This window comes from Streptomyces sp. NPDC002698 (assembly GCF_042888945.1).
Lineage (GTDB): Bacteria > Actinomycetota > Actinomycetes > Streptomycetales > Streptomycetaceae > Streptomyces.
Genome location: NZ_JBIAQM010000035.1, coordinates 25,767 through 48,199, shown reverse-complemented (window position 1 = coordinate 48,199; position 22,433 = coordinate 25,767). Strand labels below are relative to the sequence as shown.

At 72.6% G+C, this 22,433-nt stretch carries 20 protein-coding genes; 6 read left to right on the top strand and 14 right to left on the bottom strand.

All coding sequences use genetic code 11. The features are described from left to right. Positions 1 to 6: 6 nt before the first annotated feature. The 5 genes from ACFYW9_RS33225 to ACFYW9_RS33205 form a co-directional block, all read right to left on the bottom strand. Positions 7 to 1,215, bottom strand: a complete 1,209-nt coding sequence (locus ACFYW9_RS33225; RefSeq protein WP_389158320.1) for an acetylornithine transaminase — start codon at positions 1,213 to 1,215, stop codon at positions 7 to 9. Then, a complete protein-coding gene (gene argB / locus ACFYW9_RS33220; RefSeq protein WP_351862419.1) occupies positions 1,212 to 2,126 on the bottom strand; it encodes an acetylglutamate kinase in 915 nt (304 codons plus the stop codon). The genes ACFYW9_RS33225 and argB overlap by 4 nt, the downstream gene beginning before the upstream one ends. Next, positions 2,123 to 3,277: a bifunctional glutamate N-acetyltransferase/amino-acid acetyltransferase ArgJ gene (gene argJ, locus ACFYW9_RS33215; protein WP_389158315.1), complete on the bottom strand. Its 1,155-nt coding sequence runs from the start codon at positions 3,275 to 3,277 to the stop codon at positions 2,123 to 2,125. The genes argB and argJ overlap by 4 nt, the downstream gene beginning before the upstream one ends. After that, positions 3,274 to 4,302, bottom strand: coding sequence for an N-acetyl-gamma-glutamyl-phosphate reductase (gene argC, locus ACFYW9_RS33210; RefSeq protein ID WP_389158312.1), 1,029 nt, complete (start codon positions 4,300 to 4,302; stop codon positions 3,274 to 3,276). Before argC ends, argJ begins: the two co-directional genes overlap by 4 nt. Before the next feature lie 976 nt (positions 4,303 to 5,278). After that, positions 5,279 to 5,671: a DUF5997 family protein gene (locus ACFYW9_RS33205; RefSeq protein WP_326788832.1), complete on the bottom strand. Its 393-nt coding sequence runs from the start codon at positions 5,669 to 5,671 to the stop codon at positions 5,279 to 5,281. Positions 5,672 to 5,751: 80 nt separating this feature from the next. Here ACFYW9_RS33205 and ACFYW9_RS33200 point away from each other — a divergent pair, with 80 nt between their 5' ends. Beyond that, positions 5,752 to 6,567 (top strand): LysR family transcriptional regulator substrate-binding protein, encoded by an 816-nt coding sequence (locus ACFYW9_RS33200; protein WP_389158309.1) that lies wholly within the window; start codon positions 5,752 to 5,754, stop codon positions 6,565 to 6,567. Between the two features lie 110 nt (positions 6,568 to 6,677). Beyond that, complete coding sequence (locus ACFYW9_RS33195; protein ID WP_389158305.1) at positions 6,678 to 7,121, top strand: DUF6314 family protein; 444 nt, start codon at positions 6,678 to 6,680, stop codon at positions 7,119 to 7,121. Here the strand turns inward: ACFYW9_RS33195 and ACFYW9_RS33190 are convergent. Together ACFYW9_RS33190 and ACFYW9_RS33185 are read right to left on the bottom strand one after the other, a co-directional pair. Beyond that, on the bottom strand, positions 7,103 to 7,696 hold the full coding sequence (locus ACFYW9_RS33190; RefSeq protein WP_351862412.1) for a histidine phosphatase family protein: 594 nt from the start codon (positions 7,694 to 7,696) through the stop codon (positions 7,103 to 7,105). The two genes, ACFYW9_RS33195 and ACFYW9_RS33190, sit on opposite strands and share 19 nt — an antisense overlap. A 175-nt stretch (positions 7,697 to 7,871) precedes the next feature. Beyond that, on the bottom strand, positions 7,872 to 9,308 hold the full coding sequence (locus ACFYW9_RS33185; RefSeq protein WP_351862411.1) for a PLP-dependent aminotransferase family protein: 1,437 nt from the start codon (positions 9,306 to 9,308) through the stop codon (positions 7,872 to 7,874). On the opposite strand from ACFYW9_RS33185, the gene ACFYW9_RS33180 reads away from it, so the two are divergent. Both ACFYW9_RS33180 and ACFYW9_RS33175 read left to right on the top strand, forming a co-directional pair. Next, complete coding sequence (locus tag ACFYW9_RS33180) at positions 9,307 to 10,263, top strand: DMT family transporter (protein ID WP_389158300.1); 957 nt, start codon at positions 9,307 to 9,309, stop codon at positions 10,261 to 10,263. The genes ACFYW9_RS33185 and ACFYW9_RS33180 overlap by 2 nt on opposite strands. 92 nt (positions 10,264 to 10,355) lie before the next feature. Next, positions 10,356 to 10,553, top strand: coding sequence for a DUF1918 domain-containing protein (locus ACFYW9_RS33175; protein WP_351862409.1), 198 nt, complete (start codon positions 10,356 to 10,358; stop codon positions 10,551 to 10,553). A gap of 36 nt (positions 10,554 to 10,589) precedes the next feature. Here ACFYW9_RS33175 and ACFYW9_RS33170 read toward each other — a convergent pair whose 3' ends face one another. After that, a complete protein-coding gene (locus tag ACFYW9_RS33170; protein WP_389158296.1) occupies positions 10,590 to 11,837 on the bottom strand; it encodes a glycoside hydrolase family 10 protein in 1,248 nt (415 codons plus the stop codon). Positions 11,838 to 12,005: 168 nt separating this feature from the next. Between ACFYW9_RS33170 and ACFYW9_RS33165 the strand changes: the two genes are divergently transcribed. Both ACFYW9_RS33165 and ACFYW9_RS33160 read left to right on the top strand, forming a co-directional pair. Continuing rightward, positions 12,006 to 12,866 (top strand): 3-hydroxybutyryl-CoA dehydrogenase, encoded by an 861-nt coding sequence (locus ACFYW9_RS33165; protein ID WP_351862407.1) that lies wholly within the window; start codon positions 12,006 to 12,008, stop codon positions 12,864 to 12,866. A 210-nt stretch (positions 12,867 to 13,076) separates the two neighbouring features. Further along, positions 13,077 to 13,334, top strand: a complete 258-nt coding sequence (locus tag ACFYW9_RS33160; RefSeq protein ID WP_351862406.1) for a hypothetical protein — start codon at positions 13,077 to 13,079, stop codon at positions 13,332 to 13,334. A gap of 29 nt (positions 13,335 to 13,363) precedes the next feature. On the opposite strand, the gene ACFYW9_RS33155 is transcribed toward ACFYW9_RS33160, so the two are convergent. From ACFYW9_RS33155 to ACFYW9_RS33130, 6 genes are all read right to left on the bottom strand, one after another. Beyond that, a complete protein-coding gene (locus ACFYW9_RS33155) occupies positions 13,364 to 13,909 on the bottom strand; it encodes an NUDIX hydrolase (RefSeq protein WP_326788823.1) in 546 nt (181 codons plus the stop codon). A gap of 189 nt (positions 13,910 to 14,098) precedes the next feature. Further along, on the bottom strand, positions 14,099 to 15,439 hold the full coding sequence (locus tag ACFYW9_RS33150; RefSeq protein WP_351862405.1) for a transcriptional regulator: 1,341 nt from the start codon (positions 15,437 to 15,439) through the stop codon (positions 14,099 to 14,101). Between the two features lie 411 nt (positions 15,440 to 15,850). Then, on the bottom strand, positions 15,851 to 16,804 hold the full coding sequence (locus ACFYW9_RS33145; RefSeq protein WP_389158407.1) for a PP2C family protein-serine/threonine phosphatase: 954 nt from the start codon (positions 16,802 to 16,804) through the stop codon (positions 15,851 to 15,853). A gap of 591 nt (positions 16,805 to 17,395) precedes the next feature. Continuing rightward, positions 17,396 to 19,900, bottom strand: a complete 2,505-nt coding sequence (pheT, locus tag ACFYW9_RS33140) for a phenylalanine--tRNA ligase subunit beta (RefSeq protein WP_389158290.1) — start codon at positions 19,898 to 19,900, stop codon at positions 17,396 to 17,398. Next, on the bottom strand, positions 19,900 to 21,027 hold the full coding sequence (pheS, locus tag ACFYW9_RS33135) for a phenylalanine--tRNA ligase subunit alpha (protein WP_389158287.1): 1,128 nt from the start codon (positions 21,025 to 21,027) through the stop codon (positions 19,900 to 19,902). The genes pheT and pheS overlap by 1 nt, the downstream gene beginning before the upstream one ends. A gap of 182 nt (positions 21,028 to 21,209) precedes the next feature. Next, positions 21,210 to 22,385 (bottom strand): ATP-binding protein, encoded by a 1,176-nt coding sequence (locus ACFYW9_RS33130; RefSeq protein WP_389158284.1) that lies wholly within the window; start codon positions 22,383 to 22,385, stop codon positions 21,210 to 21,212. Positions 22,386 to 22,433: the final 48 nt, after the last annotated feature.

Here is a 22,433-nt window from a genome sequence, read left to right as displayed (position 1 = left end):
CCGGGATCACCCGTCCCCGTTGGCTGCGTCGAGGATGCCGGGAAGGGCCCGGAGGAACGCGTCCACCTCGTCGTCGCCGAGGTTCAGCGGCGGCATCAGCCGTACGACATCGGGGGCGGGCGCGTTCACCAGGAGACCGGCGTCCTGAGCCGCCTGCTGCACCTGGGGCGCGAGCGGCTCGGTGAGCACGATACCCAGGAGCAGGCCCGCACCCCTGACGTGGTCGATCAACGGATGGCCGGAACCGTCCCCGAGCCCCTCGATCCCGTCCCGCAGCTTCTCGCCGGCGCGCTTGACGTTCTCCAGGAGCCCCTCGGACCCGATCGTGTCGAGCACGGCGAGTCCCGCCGCGCAGACGACCGGGTTGCCGCCGAAGGTCGTGCCGTGGTGGCCGGGCTTCAGCAGCCCGGCGGCGCGGCCGAAGGCGACGGTGGCACCGAGCGGCAGTCCGCCGCCGAGCCCCTTGGCCAGGGTGACGATGTCGGGCAGGACGCCTTCGTGGGCCTGGTACTCGAACCAGTGGCCGGTGCGGCCGATACCGGTCTGCACCTCGTCCAGGACGAGCAGCGCGCCATGGGCCGCGGTGATGGCGCGGGCCGCCTTCAGGTAGCCGGGGGGCGGGACGACCACACCGTTCTCGCCCTGGATCGGCTCGATGATCACCAGCGCGGTGTCCTCGGTGACCGCCTCGGCGAGGGCCTGCGCGTCGCCGTACGGGACGTGCGTGACGTCGCCGGGCAGCGGCAGGAAGGGCTCCTGCTTGGCGGGCTGGCCGGTGAGCGCGAGGGCGCCCATGGTCCGCCCGTGGAAGCCGCCGGTGGTGGCGACCATGTGGGTCCGGCCGGTCAGCCGGCCGATCTTGAACGCGCCCTCGTTGGCCTCGGCGCCCGAGTTGCAGAAGTACACCCGGCCCTCGCGGCCGAAGAGCTGGAGCAGCCGTTCGGCGAGCGCGACGGGCGGTTCGGCGACGAAGAGGTTGGAGACGTGGCCGAGCGAACGGATCTGCCGGCTCACCGCCTCGACGATCGCGGGGTGGCCGTGTCCGAGGGCGTTGACCGCGATGCCGCCGACGAAGTCGAGGTACTCGTTGCCGTCGGCGTCCCACAGCTTGGTTCCGGCACCGCGCACGAGCGGCAGCCGTGGGGTGCCGTAGTTGTCCATGAGCGCGCCCTGCCACCGCTCGGTGAGCTCCGCGTTGCTCGCGCTGCCGGTCATTCGGCGTCCCCCGCTTCCTCGTCGTCCGGCACGACCATCGTGCCGATGCCTTCGTCGGTGAAGATCTCCAGCAGGATCGAGTGCTGGACCCGGCCGTCGATGACACGGGCGGTGGTGACGCCGTTGCGCACGGCGTGCAGACAGCCCTCCATCTTCGGCACCATGCCGCTGGCCAGCTCGGGAAGGAGCTTCTCCAGCTGGGTGGCGGTGAGGCGACTGATCACCTCGTCGCTGTTCGGCCAGTCCTCGTAGAGGCCCTCGACGTCCGTGAGGACCATGAGGGTCTCGGCGTCCAGCGCGGCAGCGAGTGCCGCAGCCGCCGTATCAGCATTGACGTTGTAGACATGTCCGTCGTCCTGGCTCCGGGCGATCGAGGAGACGACCGGGATGCGGCCGTCGGCGAGCAGGGCCTCGATCGCGCCCGTGTCGATCGCGGTGATCTCGCCCACCCGCCCGATGTCGACCAACTGGCCGTCGATCGTGGGCCGGTGCTTGGTCGCGGTGATGGTGTGCGCGTCCTCGCCGGTGAGTCCGACGGCGAGGGGGCCGTGCTCGTTGAGGAGTCCGACCAGCTCGCGCTGGACCTGTCCCGCCAGCACCATGCGGACGACGTCCATCGCGTCCTCGGTGGTGACGCGCAGGCCCGCCTTGAACTCGCTGACGATGCCGTGCCGGTCGAGGGCGGCGCTGATCTGCGGGCCGCCGCCGTGCACGACGACGGGCTTGAGGCCCGCGTGGTGCAGGAACACGATGTCCTGGGCGAAGGCGGCCTTCAGCTCGGCGTCGATCATGGCGTTGCCGCCGAACTTGACGACGACGGTCTTGCCGCGGTGCCGGGTCAGCCAGGGCAGCGCCTCGATGAGGATCTGCGCCTTGGGCAGGGCGGTGTGCTTACGGGTCGTATTGCTCATGAGCTGTACGCGCTGTTCTCGTGGACGTAGTCGGCGGTGAGGTCGTTGGTCCAGATGGTGGCGGTCGCGTCGCCCGCGGCGAGGTCCGCGACGATGTGGACCTCGCGGTAGCGCATGTCGACCTTGTCGCGGTCCTCGCCGACCCCGCCGTTCTTGCAGACCCACACGCCGTTGATGGCGACGTTCAGCAGGTCCGGCTCGAAGGCGGCCCGGGTGGTGCCGATCGCGGACAGCACGCGGCCCCAGTTGGGGTCCTCGCCGTGGAGGGCGCACTTGAGGAGGTTGTTGCGGGCGATGGAGCGGCCCACCTCGACGGCGTCGTCCTCGGTAGCGGCGTTGACCACCTCCACCTTGATGTCCTTGCTGGCGCCCTCGGCGTCGCGGATCAGCTGCTGACCGAGGTCGTCGCAGACCGCGCGGACCGCCTCGGCGAACTCCGCGTACTCCGGGGTGACTTCACTGGCCCCGGAGGCGAGCAGCAGCACGGTGTCGTTGGTGGACATGCAGCCGTCGGAGTCGACGCGGTCGAAGGTGGTGCGGGTGGCGTCGCGCAGCGCCCGGTCGAGGTCCGCGGTGTCCACGTCCGCGTCGGTGGTGAGCACGACGAGCATGGTGGCCAGGCCCGGCGCGAGCATGCCGGCGCCCTTGGCCATGCCGCCCACCGTCCAGCCGTTCCCGGTCACGACCGAGGTCTTGTGCACGGTGTCGGTGGTCTTGATGGCGATGGCGGCCTTCTCGCCGCCGTGCGGGCCGAGTCGGGCGACGGCGAGGTCGATGCCCGGGAGGAGCTTGTCCATAGGGAGCAGTACGCCGATGAGGCCGGTCGAGCACACGGCGACACTGCCCGCGCCGGTGTCACCGAGCGCCTCGGCGACCTTCTCGGCGGTGGCGTGGGTGTCCTGGAAGCCCTTGGGTCCCGTACAGGCGTTGGCGCCGCCGGAGTTGAGGACGACCGCGGACAGTCGGCCGCTCTTGAGGACCTGTTCCGACCACAGGACCGGCGCGGCCTTCACGCGGTTGGAGGTGAAGACGCCCGCGGCGGCGCGGCGGGGCCCGTTGTTGACCACGAGGGCCAGGTCCGGGTTGCCGTTCTGCTTGATCCCCGCGGCGACTCCGGCCGCGGTGAATCCCTGTGCTGCCGTGACGCTCACGGTGCGACTCCGATCGTGGAAAGTCCCAGCTCCTCGGGGAGGCCGAGGGCGAGGTTCATGCTCTGGACGGCACCGCCCGCGGTGCCCTTGGTCAGGTTGTCGATGGCGCTGATCGCGATGATGCGGTGCGCGGCGGCGTCGTACGCGACCTGGACCTGAACGGCGTTGGAACCGTAGACGGACGCCGTGGCCGGCCACTGCCCCTCGGGAAGGAGGTGGACGAAGGGCTCGTCGGCGAAGGCCTTCTCGTAGGCGGCCCGGACCGACTCGGCGGTGGCTCCCGGCCGCGCCTTGGCGCTGCACGTGGCGAGGATGCCGCGGGGCATGGGCGCGAGGGTGGGGGTGAAGGAGACGGTGACGGGCTCACCGGCGGCGGCGGTGAGGTTCTGGATCATCTCCGGGGTGTGCCGGTGGACGCCGCCGACGCCGTACGGGCTCATCGACCCCATGACCTCGCTGCCGAGCAGGTGCGCCTTGGGTGCCTTGCCGGCCCCCGAGGTGCCCGAGGCGGCGACGATCACGGCCTCGGTCTCCGCCAGCCCCGCCGCGTACGCGGGGAAGAGGGCCAGCGAGACGGCCGTCGGATAGCAACCGGGTACCGCGATGCGCTTGGACCCCTCCAGCGCGGCGCGGGCACCCGGCAGTTCGGGGAGGCCGTACGGCCAGGTCCCGGCGTGGGGGGAGCCGTAGAAACGCTCCCAGTCGGCCGCGTCCTTCAGCCGGAAGTCGGCACCCATGTCGACCACGAGGACCTCGGGACCGAGCTGTTCGGCGACCTCGGCGGACTGGCCGTGGGGCAGCGCGAGGAACACCACGTCGTGGCCGCCCAGCGCCTCGGCTGTGGTCTCGGCGAGGACGCGGTCGGCGAGCGGCAGCAGATGGGGCTGGATCCCGCCGAGCCGCCGGCCCGCGTTGGAGTTGCCGGTCAGGGTGCCGATCTCGATCTCGGGGTGTGCCAGGAGCAGGCGCAGCAGTTCCCCGCCCGCGTACCCACTCGCTCCCGCCACCGCCGCACGCATCGCCATGGAACCCTCCTCTTGGATGGCATGACTATACGTTTCCCTGCACGTTTATGCAATCCTCCCTGGATGCCCGCGGGGGCACGCGCGGCTCCGCGACGCCCCCGTCCGGTCGGCACGGTGGGAATCATGCCCAGAGTCACTGTCCTTCCACTCGGACCACACGATCGGATCCGGTGGAACAGCACGCACACTCCGGATTGATTCCGGTCAAAGCCCGGCATCACCTTCGCCGGAGGGCGCCGGATCGGCCCCGTCCCCGCACGCGTCTCCCCCGGGCCCCGCACAGGGTTCTCCTCCTCCGGGCCACCCTCCGCCGCGGCGGACACGCGGCGGTCCGTGGTGGCGCGGCGCTCCCGGCGCGCTTCGCGGCGCTGGACCGCACGGCACGGGAGAGGCGCTCGACGGGGCGGGAGGGCGCCGCGCGGGACTCGGCCGTCGCCTGCGGGACCGCCGGTGGCGGATCCGCCGCCCGCGCCGCGTTCGCGCCGGGGCCGGCGGTGGTGGACGGGATGGTCATCGTCCTGGACGGCGCCGTGGTCTCGGCCCCGCTCCGAAAACCTCCGGAGGACCGCCCGTGTCATCGTCGTCGTCCGCGCACCGGAGCGCGTACGGGATCTTCGCCGTCCTGTCGGGAACGATCCTGATCGGAGCGGCGTCCGTCCCCGGAAACTCGTTCGAGAACCGCGTCCGGGCCGCCCCGGGCGGGATCTTCCTCACCTGCAACGGGTGGTGTGTCGCCCACCGGACGACGGGCACGTTCCAGTTCCCCGTCGTCGTCTTCCCGCTCCCGCCGGCCGCAGTGATCCACCTGCTCGTCAAGGCGTTCGGGCACGCGGGCGGGCACGGCTCCCCGCCCGGCGCGAACGGCTCCGGAACGGCCGGTGCCGGCGGGCCCGGCACCCCGGGACCGGCGGCCGAGATCCCGGCGCGGGGCGGCTCGGGTGCCCCCGGCCGACGTCCGCGGCGGGGGGCGACTCGGTCAGGAGCGCTTGGCGTCCCGCTCCGCGTTCTTCTCCTTGATGCGTACCGTCTCCTTGCGGACGTCCGCCTGGGTGGCGCGCTCGCGCCGCAGCCACTCGGGGTCCTCGGTCTTCAGCGCCTCGATCTGCTCGGTGGTGAGGGCCTCGCTGACGCCACCGCGGGCGAGTCCCGCGATGGAGACACCGAGCTTGGCCGCGACGACCGGACGCGGGTGCGGGCCGGTGCGGCGCAGTTCCTGGAGCCACGCGGGCGGGTCGGTCTGCAAGGCGTTCAGCTCGGCACGAGAGACGACACCCTCCTGGAACTCGGCGGGGGTGGCCTCGAGGTACACACCCAGCTTCTTCGCCGCTGTGGCGGGCTTCATCGTCTGGGCGGTCTGGTGCGAACTCATGGGTCAAGGGTATCGAGCGCGCGGGCCCCCGCCGACCATCGCCGGTACGGTGCCGCGGCCACGCCGGGTAATCTGACGTGGTGACCGGCTCCGAAGCATCCCCCTCGTTCAGGCTCGCCTACGTTCCGGGGGTGACGCCCTCGAAGTGGGTGCGGATCTGGAACGAGCGGATGCCCGGCGTGCCCCTGGCCCTCGTCCCGGTGTCCGCCGACGAGGTGTACGACGTCCTGCGGCGCGGCGACGCCGACGCGGGCTTCGTTCGGCTGCCGGTCGACGGGACCGACCTCAGCGCGATCCCCCTCTACACCGAGACGACGGTCGTCGTGGTCCCGAAGGACCACATCGTGGCGGCGGTCGAGCAGGTCAGTGGCGAGGACCTCGCCGACGACATCGTGCTGCACCCCCTCGACGACCCGCTGGACTGGGAGCGTCTGCCGGGCAGGCCCGCGCTGGAGCGCCCCGCGGCCACCGCGGACGCCGTGGAACTCGTCGCGGCGGGCATCGGGGTCGTGGTCGTGCCGCAGTCCCTGGCCCGTCTGCACCACCGCAAGGACCTCACGTACCGGACGGTCACGGACGCCCCCGAGTCGCGGGTCGCGCTGGCCTGGCCCGAGGAGCGGACCACCGATCTGGTGGAGGACTTCATCGGCATCGTGCGCGGACGCACGGTCAACAGCACCCGAGGGCGTTCCCAGACCCCGCCCGCGGCGGCGCAGAAGGACCGGGGCGCGGCGAAGTCCGCCCCCCGGAAGTCGGACTCGGGCGGCGGCGCCCGGCGCAAGCCCGCGCCCGGCAAGACGGGCGGCAAGGGCGGCGGCGGCAGGACCGCGGCCAAGAACACCCGGGGCGGCGGCACCGGCGGCGCCAAGCGCGGCAGGCCCCGCCGCGGTTCCTGACCGGGCTCCACCCCGGCCCCGCCCCGGAAGCGACCGGGACGGCAGGATGGGGAGGCCGGGCGCGCGTCGACGGGGCGCGCCGCATCGGACGGGACGGAGAGCGGGACGGCATGGGCGAGTTCTGGCCGGTCGAGGACGTGCTGACGTACCTGGGCGGAAACTGGCGGGTCGAGCGCACCGTACGGGACCTCGCGAGCGATGCCGAAGGGCGCTTCACCGGCACGACGGTGTTCGAGCCGCTGGAGGAGGGCGGGCTGCTGCACCGGGAGTCGGGCACGTTCGTGTGGCAGGGCGTCGCGCGGCCCGCCGAGCGGACGCTGCGGTTCCTGCCGGGCCGGGGACCCGGGACCGCTCTCGTACGGTTCTCCGACGGCCGCCCGTTCCACGACCTGGACCTGACGACCGGACGGTACGTCGCCGACCACCCCTGCGCCGCGGATCTCTACCGCGGCGAGTTCACCGTCCGGGACGAGCGCCACTGGCGGTCCGTCTGGCGGGTGCGGGGACCCGCGAAGGACCTCGTGCTCACCACCGGTTACGCGCGCCCGACCTGAGCGGGCACCCCGTCGACGCGCAGGTTCCAGCGGCCCGCCCGGCCGGTCACGGTGATCGCCGACAGGGGACGGACGTCGATGTTCCAGTACGTCGACGGCGGCGCCTTCAGCGCGTAGACCAGCGCGGCCCGTACCACCGACGGTTCGGCCACCGCGACGATGCTGCCGCCGTCCTCCCCCGGCCGGGTGTCGAGCCAGGCACCGACCCGGGCGATGAAGGTCAGCAGGCTCTCACCGCCGTGGGACGTGGAGCGCGGATCGGACAGCCAGGAGTCCACGGCCTCGGGCTCGCGGGCCATGGCCTCCCCGAGGGTGAAGCCCCGCCAGCGGCCCATGTCGCAGTCACGCAGCGCGAGCTGGACCAGTGGCGCGTAGCCGAGGACGTCACCGGTGGCCCGGCTGCGGGGTGTCGGCGCGCAGTAGCGCAGCTCGGCCGCCGCCAGTGGCAGCAGCCCCGCGGCGGCGCGCTGGGCTTCCTCCCATCCCGCCTGGTCCAGCGGCCGGTCGTCCTCGAAGCGCTCCGCCAGCAGCGCGGAACTGCGCGCGGCGGCGACGAACGTGACCCGAAGATGCATGCGCAGATCGTGGAGCGCCGGACTCCGCAGGTCAAGGGTGTTACGCAGAGTATCCGAATATTCACGCAACATCGGCTCCTGGTCTGTGCACCGACCGTGTCGGCGCCCTGTACCCGCGCCTTCCCGCCGTTGCGTCCCCGCGGCTCCCCGTCGCACCGAGTCCCGCCGCCTCCGCTCAGGCCCGCACCTCGTCGTACGCCGCCGTCAGCCGTCGTACGCCCTCCGTGATCTCCTCCGTCCCCGCCACCGCCGCGAAGCTCAACCGGATCTGGGCGGCCGGGGGTTCGGCGCTGTAGTAGGGGCGGCCCGGGGTCACGGCCACCCCCGCGCGCAGGGCGGCGGCGACGAGCGCGGACTCGTCGGTGCCGTCGGGCAGCCGCGCCCACAGGTGGTAGCCGCCGAACGGGATGTGGGGCAGGGCGAGTTCGGGCAGCCGCAGCCGCAGTGCGGCGGTCATGGTGTCCCGCCGGACCTTCAACTCGGCCGAAACCGTACGCAGATGACGCGGCCAGGCCGGCGAGCCGACGAGTTCGAGCGCGGCCTCCTGGAGCGGGCGCGGCACGAAGAAGGTGTCGACGACCTGGATGGCGCGCAGCCGCTCCAGCACCGGCCCGCGCGCGGCCAGGGCGCTCACCCTGAAGCTCGGCGAGGTCGCCTTGGTCAGGGAACCGACGTGCACCACGACTCCGTCGGGGTCCTCGGCGGCCAGCGGCCGCGGCAGCGGGCCCGCGTCCTCGTGCACCAGGCGGCGTACGAAGTCGTCCTCGACGACGAAGGCTCCGGCGTCCCGCGCGATGCGCAGCACCTCGCCGCGCCGCTCGGGCGCGAGCACGGCGCCGGTCGGGTTCTGGAACAGCGGCTGGCAGACGAAGACCCGGGCGCCGGTCGCCCTGAAGGCGTCGGCCAGGAGCCCGGGTTTCACGCCGTCGGGGTCCACCGGGACCGGAACGGGGCGAAGGCCGGCGGCGCGGGCGATGGCCAGCATGCCCGGATACGTGGGCGACTCGACCAGGACCGGGGCGCCGGGCGGCGCGAGCGCGCGCAGGGCGGTCGTCAGGGCGGTCTGGCCGCCGGCCGCGACCAGTACCTCGGCGGCGCCGATCGCCCCGCCGATACCGCGCGCGAACCACTCGCGCAGTTCGGGCAGTCCCTCCATGGGCGGCCGTGACCAGGCCCCGGGGCGACGGCCGGCCCGGGAGAGGGCAGCGCCCATCGCCCGTTCCGGCTGGAGCGAGGGGTGCAGATAGCCGCCGTTGAACTCGATGACGCCGGGGGGCGGCGCGGCGAGCGAGGCGAGGACGCCGGAGGCGTCCACGGTGCGCGGGACGGCCTCCGGCGCGGCGTCCGCGCTGAGCGCGACCTCCTGCCAGGAGGTGTCCCCGGTGGAGGTGACGGCGGGCCGGGGCCTCGCCCGGAAGGCGCCCGCACCGGGCCGGGTGATCACGAGCCCCTCGGCGGCGAGTTGCGCCAGCGCCCGTGACACGGTCACCGGGCTCACGCGGAACCGCTCGACGAGCGCCCGGCTGGACGGCAGCTTTCCACCTGGAGAGTAGCGGTTCAGCTCCTGTCGCAGCTGATCCGCCAGATCGCCCACACTGCTACGCTCTTGCATGAGAGCAGAGAGTAGCGCTATCGACCGGACCGGGATAGCGGTCAGCACCGGCATCGAGCCCCCGGTCTCCGCCCCGCCCCGGAACCCCGCTCCGGCGGACCGCCGCTCGGGCACCCTTCAGGCGGCCCTGGGGGTCACCGCCTTCTCCCTCACCTTCCCCGCGACAGCCTGGGGCCTGGAGGGCTTCGGCCCCTGGTCGCTGGTGACCGTGCGCTGCGTCCTCGCGGCGGTCCTCGCGGGCGGCTGCCTCCTCGCGCTGCGGGTCCCCCGGCCCGCCCGGCGGCACCTGGCGGGCCTCGCCGTCGTCGCCGCCGGTGTCGTCCTCGGCTTCCCGCTCCTGACGACACTCGCCCTGCGGACGTCGACCACCGCCCACGCGGCCGTCGTCGTCGGGCTGCTGCCGCTCACGACGGCGCTGTTCTCGGCGCTGCGCACCGGCGCGCGGCCGTCGCGGACGTTCTGGGTGGCGGCCTGCGCGGGCGCCGCGGCCGTGATCGCGTTCACCGTGCAGCAGAGCGGCGGTGCCCTGACCGGTGCGGACGCCTATCTCTTCGGGGCCCTGCTGATCTGCGCGGCGGGCTACACCGAGGGCGGCCGGCTGGCCCGGATGATGCCGGGCTGGCAGGTCATCGGCTGGGCCCTGGTCCTGTGTCTGCCGCTCAGCGTTCCGGGCGCGCTGCTGGCGCTGTCGTACGAACCGGTGCGGCTGACGGCACACGGCGTGACCGGGCTGCTGTGGGTCGCGGTCGGTTCGCAGTTCCTCGGCCTGGTCGTCTGGTACCGGGGGATGGCGTCGATCGGGATTCCCAAGGCCAGCCAGTTGCAGCTGGCCCAGCCGCTGCTCACACTGGTGTGGTCGGTACTGCTCCTGGGCGAGCGGCTCACCCCGGCGGCACCCCTGACGGCGGCCGCCGTCCTCGTCTGCATCGCCCTGACCCAGCGGGCACGGGGCTGACCCGCACGAACAGGCCGCACCGACCCGCGCCCCGGGCCTTTCGGCCCGAGGCCACGAACCGTTGCTCCCGTACAAGCGAGGAGACCGTTCAGATGCAGGCAACCAAAGGCGACCAGCTGGTGCAGCACGGCAGGACCGTCGGCCAGCACGACAAGGTCGCGGAGATCACCGAGGTCATGGGAGAGAAAGGCTCTCCCCCCTACCGCGTGCGGTTCGAGGACGGGCACGAGGCCGTGTGCTCGCCGGGTCCGGACTCCGAGATCCGTCACCGGGACATGCCGCCGCGGTAGAACGGCGGGAGCGGACGCCGGGATGCCGGCGTCCGCTCAGCGCGGGGGCTTCGCCGGCTGCCGGTAGTGGTCGGCGACCACCCGTGCCATCGCGCCGGTCCGGTCGGCGCCCGCCTCCGAGGCCGCGAAGAAGACATGCCCGCGCACTTCGGCGTGGCCGCGGGCGAGGGTGAGGTGCCGGGAGAGTTCGGCCGGGTCCCGCCAGGCGGCGGGCTGCGCCGGGTCGCCCGCCTTGTAGAGCGCCTCGCCCGCGTACAGGTGCACGCCCGTGCCCCGGGTGACCCGCGCCCACCAGGGCAGCAGCTTCGCGTAGTCGGCGGCGGCGAAGCCGATGTTCCAGTAGAGCTGGGGGCAGATGTAGTCCACCCAGCGCCGCCCGACCCATTTCCTGGTGTCGGCGTACAGATCGTCATAGGTCTCGACGCCGGCCCGGGTCGGCGAGCCGAGCGGGTCGGTCGACGCGTTGCGCCAGACGCCGAAGGGGCTGATCCCGAAGCGGACCCCGGGACGGGCCTTCTTGACGCCCGCCGCCATCTCCTGCACCAGCAGGTCGACGTTGTGGCGCCGCCAGGCCGCCCGGTCCGGGAAGCCCGCGCCGTGTTCGGCGTACGCCGCGTCGTCGTCGAAGCGCTCGCCGGGCACCGGGTAGGGGTAGAAGTAGTCGTCCCAGTGCACGCCGTCGACGGGGTACCGGCGCACCGCGTCGAGCATCGCGGCCCGGACGAACGTACGGACCGGGGGCAGTCCGGGGTTGTAGTAGAGCTTCCCGCCGTAGCGCACGGTCCAGTCCGGGTGGAGACGCGCGGGGTGCGACGGGGCGAGCCTGCCGGGGTCCGGCTGTCCGGACACGCGGTACGGGTTGAACCATGCGTGCAGTTCCAGACCGCGCGCGTGGGCCTCGCGCACGGCGGTGCCCAGCGGGTCCCAGCCGGGATCCCCGCCCTGGACGCCGGTCAGGTAACGGGACCACGGCTCGTACGGAGAGGGCCACAGCGCGTCGGCGGCGGGACGGACCTGGAGGAACACGGTGTTGAGGCGCAGGCGTACCGCCGTGTCCAGATGGCCGACGAGTTCGGCGCGCTGGCGTGCGGGGCTCAGGCCGGTGCGGGAGGGCCAGTCGCGGTTCGAGGCGGTCGCGAGCCACATGCCGCGCATGGCGCGCGGGGCCGCCGACCGGTGCGGTGGGGCCGTGTCCTGGGCGGCCGCGGCGTCCCCCGCCGTGCCGAACCCCGACAGCGTCGCGAGCGCGGCCGCCGCGAACGTCCGGCGTGGCAGTCGCCCCATACCCCTACCCCCTACGCCGCGGATCCGTCCGGTCACGTGCCGTACCGGAACCCAGCATGCACCACCCCGACGATCGATCATCGATACTTGGGAGTAACGTGCACGTTCGGAGCAGGGCCCGAACAACGGACCACCTGCCGGGCCGTACGGATCAGCGAAGGGGACGATGTGACCGACATCGAACGCGTCGGAGTGGTGGGCTGCGGCCAGATGGGAGCGGGCATTGCCGAGGTGTGCGCCCGCGCCGGACTGGACGTCAAGGTCGCCGAGACCACCGGCGAAGCCCTGGAGATCGGCCGGACCCGGCTCTTCTCCTCCCTGGCCAAGGCGGCCGGACGCGGAAAGATCTCCGAGGAGGAGCTCAAGGCCACCCAGGACCGGCTGAGCTTCACCACGGACCTCGGCGAGTTCGCCGACCGTGACCTGGTGATCGAGGCCGTCGTCGAGAACGAGCAGGTGAAGACCGAGATCTTCCAGGTGCTCGACCAGGTGATGACCAGGCCGGACGCGATCCTGGCCTCCAACACCTCCTCGATCCCGCTGGTGAAGCTGGCCGTCGCGACCTCGCGTCCCGACCAGGTCATCGGCATCCACTTCTTCAACCCGGCCCCGGTGCAGCAGCTCGTGGAGCTGATCCCGGCGCTGACCACCTCCGAGGGCACCATCAGCCGCGCCCAGCTGTTCGCCGAGAAGGCGCTCGGCAAGCACGCGATCCGTGCCCAGGACCGCTCGGGCTTCGTCGTCAACGCGCTGCTGATCCCCTATCTCCTGTCCGCGATCCGGATGTTCGAGTCGGGCATGGCGAGCCGCGAGGACATCGACAACGGCATGGAGATGGGCTGCGCCCACCCGATGGGCCCGCTCAAGCTGTCCGACCTGATCGGCCTCGACACGGTGGCCTCGGTCGCGTACTCGATGTACGAGGAGTACAAGGAGCCGCTGTACGCCGCTCCCCCGCTGCTCCAGCGCATGGTCGACGCCGGCCGCCTCGGCCGCAAGTCCGGTTCGGGGTTCTACACCTACGGCTGACCAGGCCGGACATCGACGGAACACCCGCTCCGCTCAGCGGAGTTCGCGCGGGCCCGGCACCTTCCGTGGTGCCGGGCCCGCGGCGTTCACACGCCGTGTGCGTGCCGGGCCCGCATATGCCCGGCGCACACTCTCCCCACTCGCCCACCAGGCGAGTTGACTTTCCGTGCACGGACAAGGGATGTGCCGACCACGGAAAGGAGCGGACTCGTGACCGCCGACCCCGAGCATCCCGTGGCACCGAAGGAGATCGCGGAGTTACGCCGGTCGCTCGAAGTGGGGTTCACCCGCGTCGAGGGAGGACTGGCGCTGCTCACCCAGCGCGACGACCAGACGGCCAAGGACCTCGATGACCTCAGCACACGGATCGTCGCGCTCGAACACACCCGCTGGCCACTGCCCACCGTCGCCGTCGTCGCGGCCGTGGGCGCACTGGCCGTGGCGGTCTGGCAGGCCCTGGGCCACTAGGGCCAGGGGGCTGTGAAGGGGGGACCGGATCAGGGCAACGCGTCCTGCCCGAGCCTGAGATGGTGCAGGAGGAGCAGTGCGGCCGCCATGTTGGCGGCCGGGACCTCACCGCGGGCGACCATGTCGGGAACGAGCTTCAGGGGAACCCACTCCCGGCGGTCCGACTCGAAGTCGTCCACGGGGTGTCCGATGTAGGCGCCCTCGTCGGCCCAGTAGATGTGATGCCGGGCGTCGGTGAGCCCGTTGGAGGGCTCGACACTCATCAGATGCCGCAGGGGTCCCGGCCGCCACCCGGTCTCCTCCTCCAGTTCGCGGGCCGCCGCCACGGCGATGTCCTCGCCGTCCTCCACGACGCCCGCCGGGAGCTCCCATCCCCAGCTGTCGGTGATGAAGCGATGCCGCCACAGGAGCAGCACCTCGTTGGCGTCGTTCACCACCGTGGCCACGGCGACGGGCCGCAGCCGTATCAGGAAGTGATCGAGATGCCGCCCGTCCGGCAGCTCCACATCCGCGAGATTGACGCTGAACCAGCGGTTTTCATACACAGTTTGTTCGTTCTGTTTCGTCCACTGCACGGTTCTGCCACCTTCCGCCGAGTGATGGCAATATCGCAGCAGCCGCGTTCCGACAGCAGGGCTCACTGGGGTCGGGGCGCAGCACAGCGGCGCCTGAACACGGGCGGGCGAGACGGTGGCCCGCGTTCAGGCGCCGCTCGTGCCTCGGCGCTCCGGCGCGGTCGGTGAAACGGCTTGCCGGACTGCTCCCTACAGCGGTACGCGCAGTGCGCCGTCGATGAGTTCGGCGGCCTCGGTCGTGCCCGAACAGCCGCTGCGCACCAGGTGTTCGCGTACCGCGCGCAGTCTGTCGCGCAGCCGCTGGGACTCCATCCCCCGTGCCTGCTCCGCCATCTGGACGGCCGTCGCCACCGCTTTGTCGGCGTTGCCCTGGCGCAGTTCGATCTGGCTGAGCATGGCCAGCCGGTGCACACGCCCCCGGTCGTGCGCCGGAGTGTCGACCGCGGCCGCCGCGTGCTCCGCGGCGGCCACCAGGTCGCCGAGGCTGAGCAGGGCCTCCGCCACCTGTACGTTGACCAGGCCCGGCTGGACATAGCCGGTCTCGTCGGGCTCGTAACCGCGCCGGATACGCTCGGCGGCCTGCTCGGCACGCCGTATGCAGGACAGCGCGCTGCTGCCGTCGCCGAGGTGTGCGTACGCCTTGGCCTGCATGGCGTAGAGGTCGGAGGCGAGGGCCGGGGTGATGTGGCGCCCCGCCGCTCGCAGCGCGGCCTCGGCGAAGGCGACCGCCTGCCGGTACTCGCGCATGAACAGCGACTGGTTGACGAGCAGAGCTATGACGTACGCCCCAAGTCCCCTGTCCCCGCTGGCTTTCGCCAGACGCAGTGCCTGGTGGAAGTAGCGCTGCGCGAGTCCGTGCGCGTCGGAGTCGTAGGCGCAGATGCCCGCGATGGCCACCAACCCGCCCGTCGCGCGGTGCAGTTGGCGGCCGGTGGCGTCGGTGTAGCTGCCGCGCAGCAGGGGCGCGGTCTCGGAGTTGAGGAAGCCGACGATCCGGGTGCGGGTCGCTATGCCGCCGGCCTTGCGGTACATCTGCTCGTAGTGGGCCCGCGCCGCGCGCAGCATCTCGATGTCGGCCATGCTGACCCGGTGGCGGCCGCCGCGGGAGACGTCCACGTCCTCGGGCGGGTTCTCCCACTCCCACACGGGCATCACGGCGGGGGTTCCGGTGACGGCCGGGGCGCCGAGGAGGTGGGGGCGCTGCTGTTCGTCGGAGCGCCACAGAGCGGTGGCGCGTTCGACGAAACCCGAGAGCGAGCCGGCGTGCGGGGTGGAGGGCTCGCCGGGGACCCCGAGGCCGATGTCGTCGAGCGTGACCGGCCGGTGCAGGCGTCCCGCGAGCACCTCGCAGATCAGGTCGGGCACCTGACCGCGCGGTCGCTGGCCCTTCAGCCACCGTGCCACGGCGGTGTGTTCGTAGCGCAGGGCCAGACCGCGGGCCCGGCCCGCCTGGTTGACGTGGGCGGCGAGTCCCGCGTGCGATATGCCCGCCTCGTCGAGGATCGAGTCGAGCAGAGTGTTGGGCTGCATGGATGCCCCCGAGTGGCTCGTTGCCGACGGCGCCGGTCATGCCCGACCGCGCCCGACCGCATCAGAGAGAGTAGTGCGTCCCCTTTCACACGGGGTGTGATGGGAATGCCCGTATCCGCGCTGTGCGCGCGCTGTCGCGGAGAGTTTCGTACCGGTTGACTGAAATGCCTCGCAAGAGGCCGGCCGGGCCGCCGGGCTCCCCCTCGTACAGTACGGCGGCCCGCTCCGCGCCGTCCGCCCGGCCGCCTGCCCGACACCGTGGCCGGGCGGACGGCAGAGCCGGTTCGGCCGGGGCGACCGCGGGACTCCGGTCGTCCGGGTGCGGGTCCCGTGGCCGGTCGCCCCGGCCGGGAACGCGAAGCGCGACCGGTGGCCACCCGTGCTCGCCGCGCCCCAGTGCCGCGGCAGGCACTAGCGAGGCACGTGCTGGGACACACGGTCCGGCTTCAGGGCGAGGGGACGGCGGTCGTTGTGGAGCACCAGGAGGGCCACGTCGTCGGCGGGCCGGCCGCCGGTGTGGCTCAGCAGGCCGGTGAGCACCGAGCGCAGCACGGCCTGCGGTACGACGGGTCCGTCGCGGACGGCCGCGGTGAGCGCCGTCAGCAGCGGGAAGAACCGCCCCCGGGTGTCCCGCGCGTCCTCGGCACCGTCGGTGTGCAGGAAGAGACCCTCGCCGGGACGGAGTCGGCCGCAGGATTCGGCCGGGAGACGGGCCGGCAGCGGGAACGGCCCGAGCGGGGGCAGCGGTTCGGCGCGGACGAGTGGCCGGACGCGGCCCCTGGTGAGCAGATACGGCCACGGGTGACCGCAGTTGAGGGCGTGCACCTCGCCGTCCCCGCGGATCTCCAGGAGCAGGACGGTGACGAACTCCTCGGCGGTGTCGCTGTCGGAGCCGGGCCCGGAGGAGGGGTGTCCGGCCCGGTCCCGCTCGCACAGGTGCCGGGCCAGTGCCCGCTCCAGTCTTCTGAGGACGCCGCCGAGTTCGCCTTCGTCGTGCGCGGCCTCGCGGAAACTGCCGAGGACGGCGGCGACGGTTCCGATGGCCCCCAGTCCGTGCCCCCGCACGTCTCCCATCACGACCCGCACACCGTGCTCGGTGGCGATCGCCTCGTACAGATCGCCGCCGATGCTCGCGCCGTGGTCCGCGGAGAGCTGGGCCGCCGCGATGTCCAGCCCGTCGATCCGCGGTGGCAGCGGGCGCAGCAGGACGCTCTGCGCGGCTCCCGCGACCTTGCGGATCTGCCGGAGCTCGCGCAGCAGCACTCTTCTGACGTGGAGTATCAGACCGGCTCCGACCGCGAAGAAGACGGCGCTGGTGACGACGCGGGCGCCGAACCCGTTCTCCTGGGCGAGCGGACAGGCCATCTTGTACGAGATCGCCAGCGCGCCCCAGACCGCGGGCAGCCCCAGGTTCACCGCCCGGCGCAGCGGCGGCCGGTCGGCGGTGCGCGGGACCTGGTGGCCGAGCGCGCCGCGTCCGCACCCCGAGCGGGTGAGACCGAGGCGGGGCCGGCGACCGCGCACCACCCGGTCGAATCCGGCTCTCAGCCGGTCACGCCGACGACGCGGGCCGAGGACCGCCCGGGCCGGGTTCCGCGAATGCGTGTGGAGCGTCGCCCTGCGGGGAGCCCCAGCCTTGATACGGATCATGCCGATTGGCCCCCCAATAGGCACTGACAGCGCAGACGGCCTCGGAGAGACCGCTCCGATTCTGTCGACCGCCCGGCCCGCCCGGGACCGATCGCCCGGGCATGTCACCCGAATGAGTGAGGTGTCTTCGGAGACGCGCATTTATGCAGGCAGGGGCCACGGAACGGCCGGGCAGGAGCCGCGGAACCCCTGGACAGGAGCCGGCGGAACCCGTTGAAAACGGGTGCGGGGAACCGTGCGCCAGGCCGCGGAATGATCCGCGGCCCCTTCACGGCGCACAGTTCCCCGGCACACCCGGTGGAGCGGTCAGGCTCCGCGCAGCACCGCCCCCGTGCGCTCGGCGGCGAGCGCCACCGCCGCGTCGCGGGCCGCGGAGGCCTCGTCGACGGTCAGCGTGCGGTCGGCGGCACGGAACCGCAGCGCGTAGGCGAGGGACTTCTTGTCCGCGCCGAGCTGCTCGCTCTCGTACTCGTCGAACAGCCGGATGGACTCCAGGAGTTCACCCGCGCCCTCGTGCAGGGCCGCCTCGACGTCCGTGTGCGGGACGCTCTTGTCGACGACCAGCGCGACGTCCTGCGTGGCGACCGGGAAGGTCGAGATCTTCGGGCCCTTGGGGTGGCCCGAGCTCGCCCGCTCCAGCGCGTCCAGGTCCAGCTCCATCGCGCAGGTACGCGCGGGCAGGCCCAGCGTCTTCAGGACACCGGGGTGCAGCTCACCGGCGTACCCGATGACCTGCTCCGCGCCGTCCACGAGGACCGCGAGCTCGGCGCAGCGGCCCGGGTGCCACGGCCCGTACCGACCGGAGCGGACGAGGAGTTCGGTCCCCGACTCGCGGGCCAGGGTGCGCGCGGCCTCGATCGCGTCGGCCCAGTCGGCCGGGCGTCCCTTGCCCCACCAGCCGGCCTGCTCGCGGGCGCCCGCGAGGACGACGGCGGCGTGCCGGGGCTGGGCGGGAAGCGCGGCGGTCAGGGACGCGACGTCCTCGTCGGTGGGACGGCGGTCGACGGGCAGCCGCCCGGCGACAAGCAGTTCCTCCCGGGGGTGGAAGACCAGGCCGGTCTCGAAGAGCGCCAGGTCGTGGCTGCCGCGTCCGTCGTTGCGGCGCAGGGCGTGCAGCAGGCCCGGCAGCAGCGTCGTGCGGAGCGCGGGCTCCTCGTCGGAGAGCGGGTTGACCAGCTTGACGACCCTGCGCTTCGGGTCGTCCTCGGCGAGGCCGAACTGGTCGAAGACGTGCTCGCCGATGAACGGGTAGTTCAGCGCCTCGACGTATCCGGCACCGGCCAGCGCGCGGCCGGCCCGGCGGTGCAGCCGCTGCCGGTCCGTGAGGCCGAGGCCCGCCGGGGGCTTGGGCAGCGTGGAGGGCAGGTTCTCGTAGCCCTCGAGCCGGATGACCTCTTCCGCGAGGTCGTTCGGGTCGGTCAGGTCGGGCCGCCAGGACGGCACGGTGACGATCAGCTCGTCCTGGCCGTAGACGTCGCAGCCGACCTCCTGGAGGCGGCGTACGACGGTCTCGCGGCCGTAGTCGACACCGGCCACCTTGTCCGGGTGGTCCGCCGGGATGGTGATGGTGTGCGGCGCGGACGGCGCGATCACCTCGGTGACCCCGGCGTCGGCGGTGCCGCCCGCGAGGAGCACGAGGAGGTCGACGGTCCGCTGGGCCGCGGCCGAGGTGGCCTCGGGGTCGGCGCCGCGCTCGAAGCGCTTGGACGCCTCGGAGGCCAGCTTGTGGCGGCGGGCCGTGCGCGCGATGGTGATCGGGTCGAAGTGCGCGGCCTCGATGACGACCTCGGTGGTGGTGCCCTCGGTGTCGTCGATCTCGGTGTGGGCGCCGCCCATGACGCCCGCGAGGCCGATGGGGCCGCGGTCGTCGGTGATCACCAGGTCGCCGGCGTCCAGCGTGCGCTTGACGCCGTCCAGCGTGGTGAGCTTCTCGCCCTGCTCGGCCCGGCGCACGCCGATCGTGCCCTGGACCCGGCTGCGGTCGTAGGCGTGCAGGGGCTGGCCGAGCTCCAGCATCACGTAGTTGGTGATGTCGACGGCGAGCGAGACCGGGCGCATGCCGGCCTTCTGGAGCCGGCGGCGCAGCCAGATCGGGGACTGGGCGTCGGGGTCCAGGCCGGTCACCGTGCGCGCGGTGAAGCGGTCGCAGCCCATCGGGTCGGAGATCTGCACCGGGTGGCCGAACGCGTTCGGGGCCGGTACGTCGAGCAGCGCGGGGTCGCGCAGCGGCAGGCCGTAGGCGATGGCGGCCTCGCGGGCCACACCGCGCAGCGACAGGGCGTAGCCGCGGTCGGGCGTGACGGCGATGTCGAGGACCTCGTCGACGAGCTGGAGCAGCTCGATCGCGTCGGTGCCGGGCTCCATCTCCGGCGGCAGCACGATGATGCCGCCGCTGCCGTCGTCGCCCATGCCCAGCTCGTCGCCGGAGCAGATCATGCCGTGCGAGGTCTTGCCGTACGTCTTGCGCGCGGCGATCGCGAAGTCACCGGGCAGGACGGCGCCGGGCAGGACCACGACGACCTTGTCGCCGACGGCGAAGTTGCGGGCGCCGCAGACGATCTCCTGGGGCTCACCGGTGCCGTTGGCGGTGCCGACGTCGACGGTGCAGAAGCGGATGGGCTTCTTGAACTCCGTCAGTTCCTCGATCGTGAGCACCTGGCCGACGACCAGGGGGCCCTTGAGGCCGGCGCCGAGCTGCTCGACCGTCTCGACCTCGAGGCCTGCCGAAATGAGCTTGGCCTGGACGTCACGCCCGGTCTCCGTCGCCGGCAGGTCGACGTACTCCCGCAGCCAAGAAAGCGGGACCCGCATCAGATCTCCATCCCGAACGGCCGGGTGAACCGGACGTCACCCTCGACCATGTCTCGCATGTCTTCAACACTGTGACGGAACATCAGCATCCGCTCGATGCCGAACCCGAAGGCGAATCCGCTGTACTTCTCCGGGTCGACACCACAGGCGACCAGCACCCGCGGGTTGACCATGCCGCAGCCGCCGAGCTCGATCCAGCCCTCGGAGGAGCAGGTCCGGCAGGGGCGGTCGGGGTTGCCGACGGACTCGCCCTTGCAGACGTAGCAGAGCATGTCCATCTCGGCGGACGGCTCGGTGAAGGGGAAGTAGTTCGGGCGCAGCCGGGTCTTCATGTCCGATCCGAAGAGCGACTGGACCATGTGGTCCAGGGTGCCCTTGAGGTCGGCCATGGTCAGGCCCTCGTCGACGGCCAGCAGCTCGATCTGGTGGAAGACCGGGGTGTGCGTGGCGTCGAGCTCGTCCGTGCGGTAGACGCGGCCGGGGCACACGACGTAGACGGGCGGCTCCCGGTCGAGCAGGGCGCGGGCCTGCACCGGCGAGGTGTGGGTGCGCAGCACGACACCGGACTCGTCGCCGTGGGTGCCCTCGGGGCCCTGGACGAAGAAGGTGTCCTGCATCTGCCGGGCCGGGTGGTCGGGCGTGAAGTTGAGGGCGTCGAAGTTGAACCACTCCGCCTCGACCTCGGGGCCCTCGGCGACCTCGTATCCCATGGACACGAAGACGTCCGCGACCCGCTCCATCATGGTGGTGAGCGGGTGCCGGGCGCCGGACGGTACGCGGTCGTACGGCAGGGTGACGTCCACCGCCTCCTCGACCAGTACGCGCGCGTCGCGCTCGGCCTCCAGTTCGCTCTGGCGGGCGGCGAGGGCCTTGTTGACGGCGCCGCGGGCCTGGCCGACGAGCTTGCCGGCCGCGGCCTTGGCCTGCGGGGGCAGTGCGCCGATCTCGCGGTTGGCGAGGGCCAGCGGAGAGGTGCCGCCGGTGTGGGCGACCTTGGCCTCCTGGAGCGCGTCGAGGTCGCCGGCGGCCGCGAAGGCGGCGAGCGCCTCGTCCCGCATGCGCTCGATCTCTTCCGGTTTCAAGGCCTCGACCTCTACAGGGTCGTACGACTTATTAGGTGCCGACATCTCTTCCCGTGCTTCCGGTTGGCTGGCTGAGGGTCCCCGTCATCGACTCGGAGACGAATCGTCCGCAGATGAGAGGACGCAAAGGTGCCAAAGGCCGAGTCTAACGGGGGTGGGGGCCTGCCCAGGACTGGGCGTCCTCGCGGTGCTCCCGTGCGGATGCGCCCGTGGGGGCCGCTGTGGCGTTACAGAAGGTACGCCGGGGTGCCCACGGGCAACGTAAATCGGAACTCCGCTCCCCCGCCGGGGGCGCGGCCGACCGTGATGGTGCCGCCGTGGGCTTCGACGATGCCCTTGACGATGTAGAGCCCGAGGCCGGTGCCGCCGCGCTTGCTGCCCCGCCAGAAGCGGGTGAAGACGCGGTTCATGGACTCCTCCGGGATTCCGGTGCCCTCGTCGCTCACGGTGACCGACGTGACGGCGTTCGCCGTGCCCTCCTCGTCCGGCCGCTCACGCGGGGAGGTGGAGGGTGCCACGTCAATGGTGACGGTTCCCTCGCCGTGGCGCACCGCATTTTCGATCAGGTTGCTGAGCACCTGGTCGACCTTGTCGGGGTCGGCCCAGAGGGCGGGCAGGGGCTGCTCGATGCGCAGCAGGAAGCGGTCGGCGGGCTGGCCGGAGGCGACGTACGCCTGGATGTGCCGGCCGACGGCGGCGCCGATGTCGACGGGCTGGCGGCGCACTTCGAGGCGGCCGGAGTCGATGCGGGAGATGTCGAGGAGCTCGGCGATGAGCCGGGTGACGCGGTTCGCGTCGGCGTCGACGGTCTCCAGCATCAGTTTCTTCTGGTCGTCGGTGAAGCGTTCCCATTTGGCGAGCAGGGTCGCGGTGAAGCCTTTGACGGAGGTGAGCGGCGAGCGCAGTTCGTGGGCGACCGTGGCGATCAGCTCGGCGTGGCTGCGCTCGGTGCGGCGGCGGGCCTCGGTGTCGCGCAGGCAGACGACGACCCGGCGGACCGGCCCGGTGGGGTGGGTGCGCACATAGCGGGCGGAGACGAGGATCTCGCGGCCGCCGGGGAGCAGCAGGTTCCGTTCGGGCTGGCCGTTGCGGATGGCGAGTCCGCCGTAGGGGTCCGTGAGCTGCCACCAGCGCCGGCCCTCGAGGTCCTCCAGCGGGAGCGCCGCTTCGAGCCGGCGGCCGAGGGCCTCGGCGGCGGGGACCGCCGCGATCCGGGCGGCGGCGGCGTTGAAGCAGACGACGCGGCCGTGTTCGTCGGCGACGACGATCCCGTCGGGCAGGTCGTCGGGGTCTATGCCGAGACCGGGACCGGCCCCGGCGGTGTCATCGAGCGGGGGCGCGGATGTGCCGCGCGCGTCCCGTGCTCGCAGCGCGCCCTGGGCACCGCCCGTGCCGACACTCATCCCCGTACCCCACCTCTCGTCCGGCACAGAGGGCCCCCGGGCCCGTCA

What these genes read in the sequence shown, in the direction of transcription:
- ACFYW9_RS33170 (WP_389158296.1), bottom strand. Translation starts at nt 11,837, where the DNA reads ATGGGGCGACTGCCACGCCGGACGTTCGCGGCGGCCGCGCTCGCGACG.
- ACFYW9_RS33175 (WP_351862409.1), top strand. Translation starts at nt 10,356, where the DNA reads ATGCAGGCAACCAAAGGCGACCAGCTGGTGCAGCACGGCAGGACCGTC.
- ACFYW9_RS33150 (WP_351862405.1), bottom strand. Translation starts at nt 15,439, where the DNA reads ATGCAGCCCAACACTCTGCTCGACTCGATCCTCGACGAGGCGGGCATA.
- pheT (WP_389158290.1), bottom strand. Translation starts at nt 19,900, where the DNA reads ATGCGGGTCCCGCTTTCTTGGCTGCGGGAGTACGTCGACCTGCCGGCG.
- argB (WP_351862419.1), bottom strand. Translation starts at nt 2,126, where the DNA reads ATGAGCAATACGACCCGTAAGCACACCGCCCTGCCCAAGGCGCAGATC.
- ACFYW9_RS33185 (WP_351862411.1), bottom strand. Translation starts at nt 9,308, where the DNA reads ATGCAAGAGCGTAGCAGTGTGGGCGATCTGGCGGATCAGCTGCGACAG.
- ACFYW9_RS33145 (WP_389158407.1), bottom strand. Translation starts at nt 16,804, where the DNA reads ATGGCCTGTCCGCTCGCCCAGGAGAACGGGTTCGGCGCCCGCGTCGTC.
- ACFYW9_RS33205 (WP_326788832.1), bottom strand. Translation starts at nt 5,671, where the DNA reads ATGAGTTCGCACCAGACCGCCCAGACGATGAAGCCCGCCACAGCGGCG.
- ACFYW9_RS33195 (WP_389158305.1), top strand. Translation starts at nt 6,678, where the DNA reads ATGGGCGAGTTCTGGCCGGTCGAGGACGTGCTGACGTACCTGGGCGGA.
- argC (WP_389158312.1), bottom strand. Translation starts at nt 4,302, where the DNA reads ATGGCGATGCGTGCGGCGGTGGCGGGAGCGAGTGGGTACGCGGGCGGG.
- ACFYW9_RS33225 (WP_389158320.1), bottom strand. Translation starts at nt 1,215, where the DNA reads ATGACCGGCAGCGCGAGCAACGCGGAGCTCACCGAGCGGTGGCAGGGC.
- ACFYW9_RS33130 (WP_389158284.1), bottom strand. Translation starts at nt 22,385, where the DNA reads ATGAGTGTCGGCACGGGCGGTGCCCAGGGCGCGCTGCGAGCACGGGAC.
- pheS (WP_389158287.1), bottom strand. Translation starts at nt 21,027, where the DNA reads ATGTCGGCACCTAATAAGTCGTACGACCCTGTAGAGGTCGAGGCCTTG.
- ACFYW9_RS33180 (WP_389158300.1), top strand. Translation starts at nt 9,307, where the DNA reads ATGAGAGCAGAGAGTAGCGCTATCGACCGGACCGGGATAGCGGTCAGC.
- ACFYW9_RS33190 (WP_351862412.1), bottom strand. Translation starts at nt 7,696, where the DNA reads ATGCATCTTCGGGTCACGTTCGTCGCCGCCGCGCGCAGTTCCGCGCTG.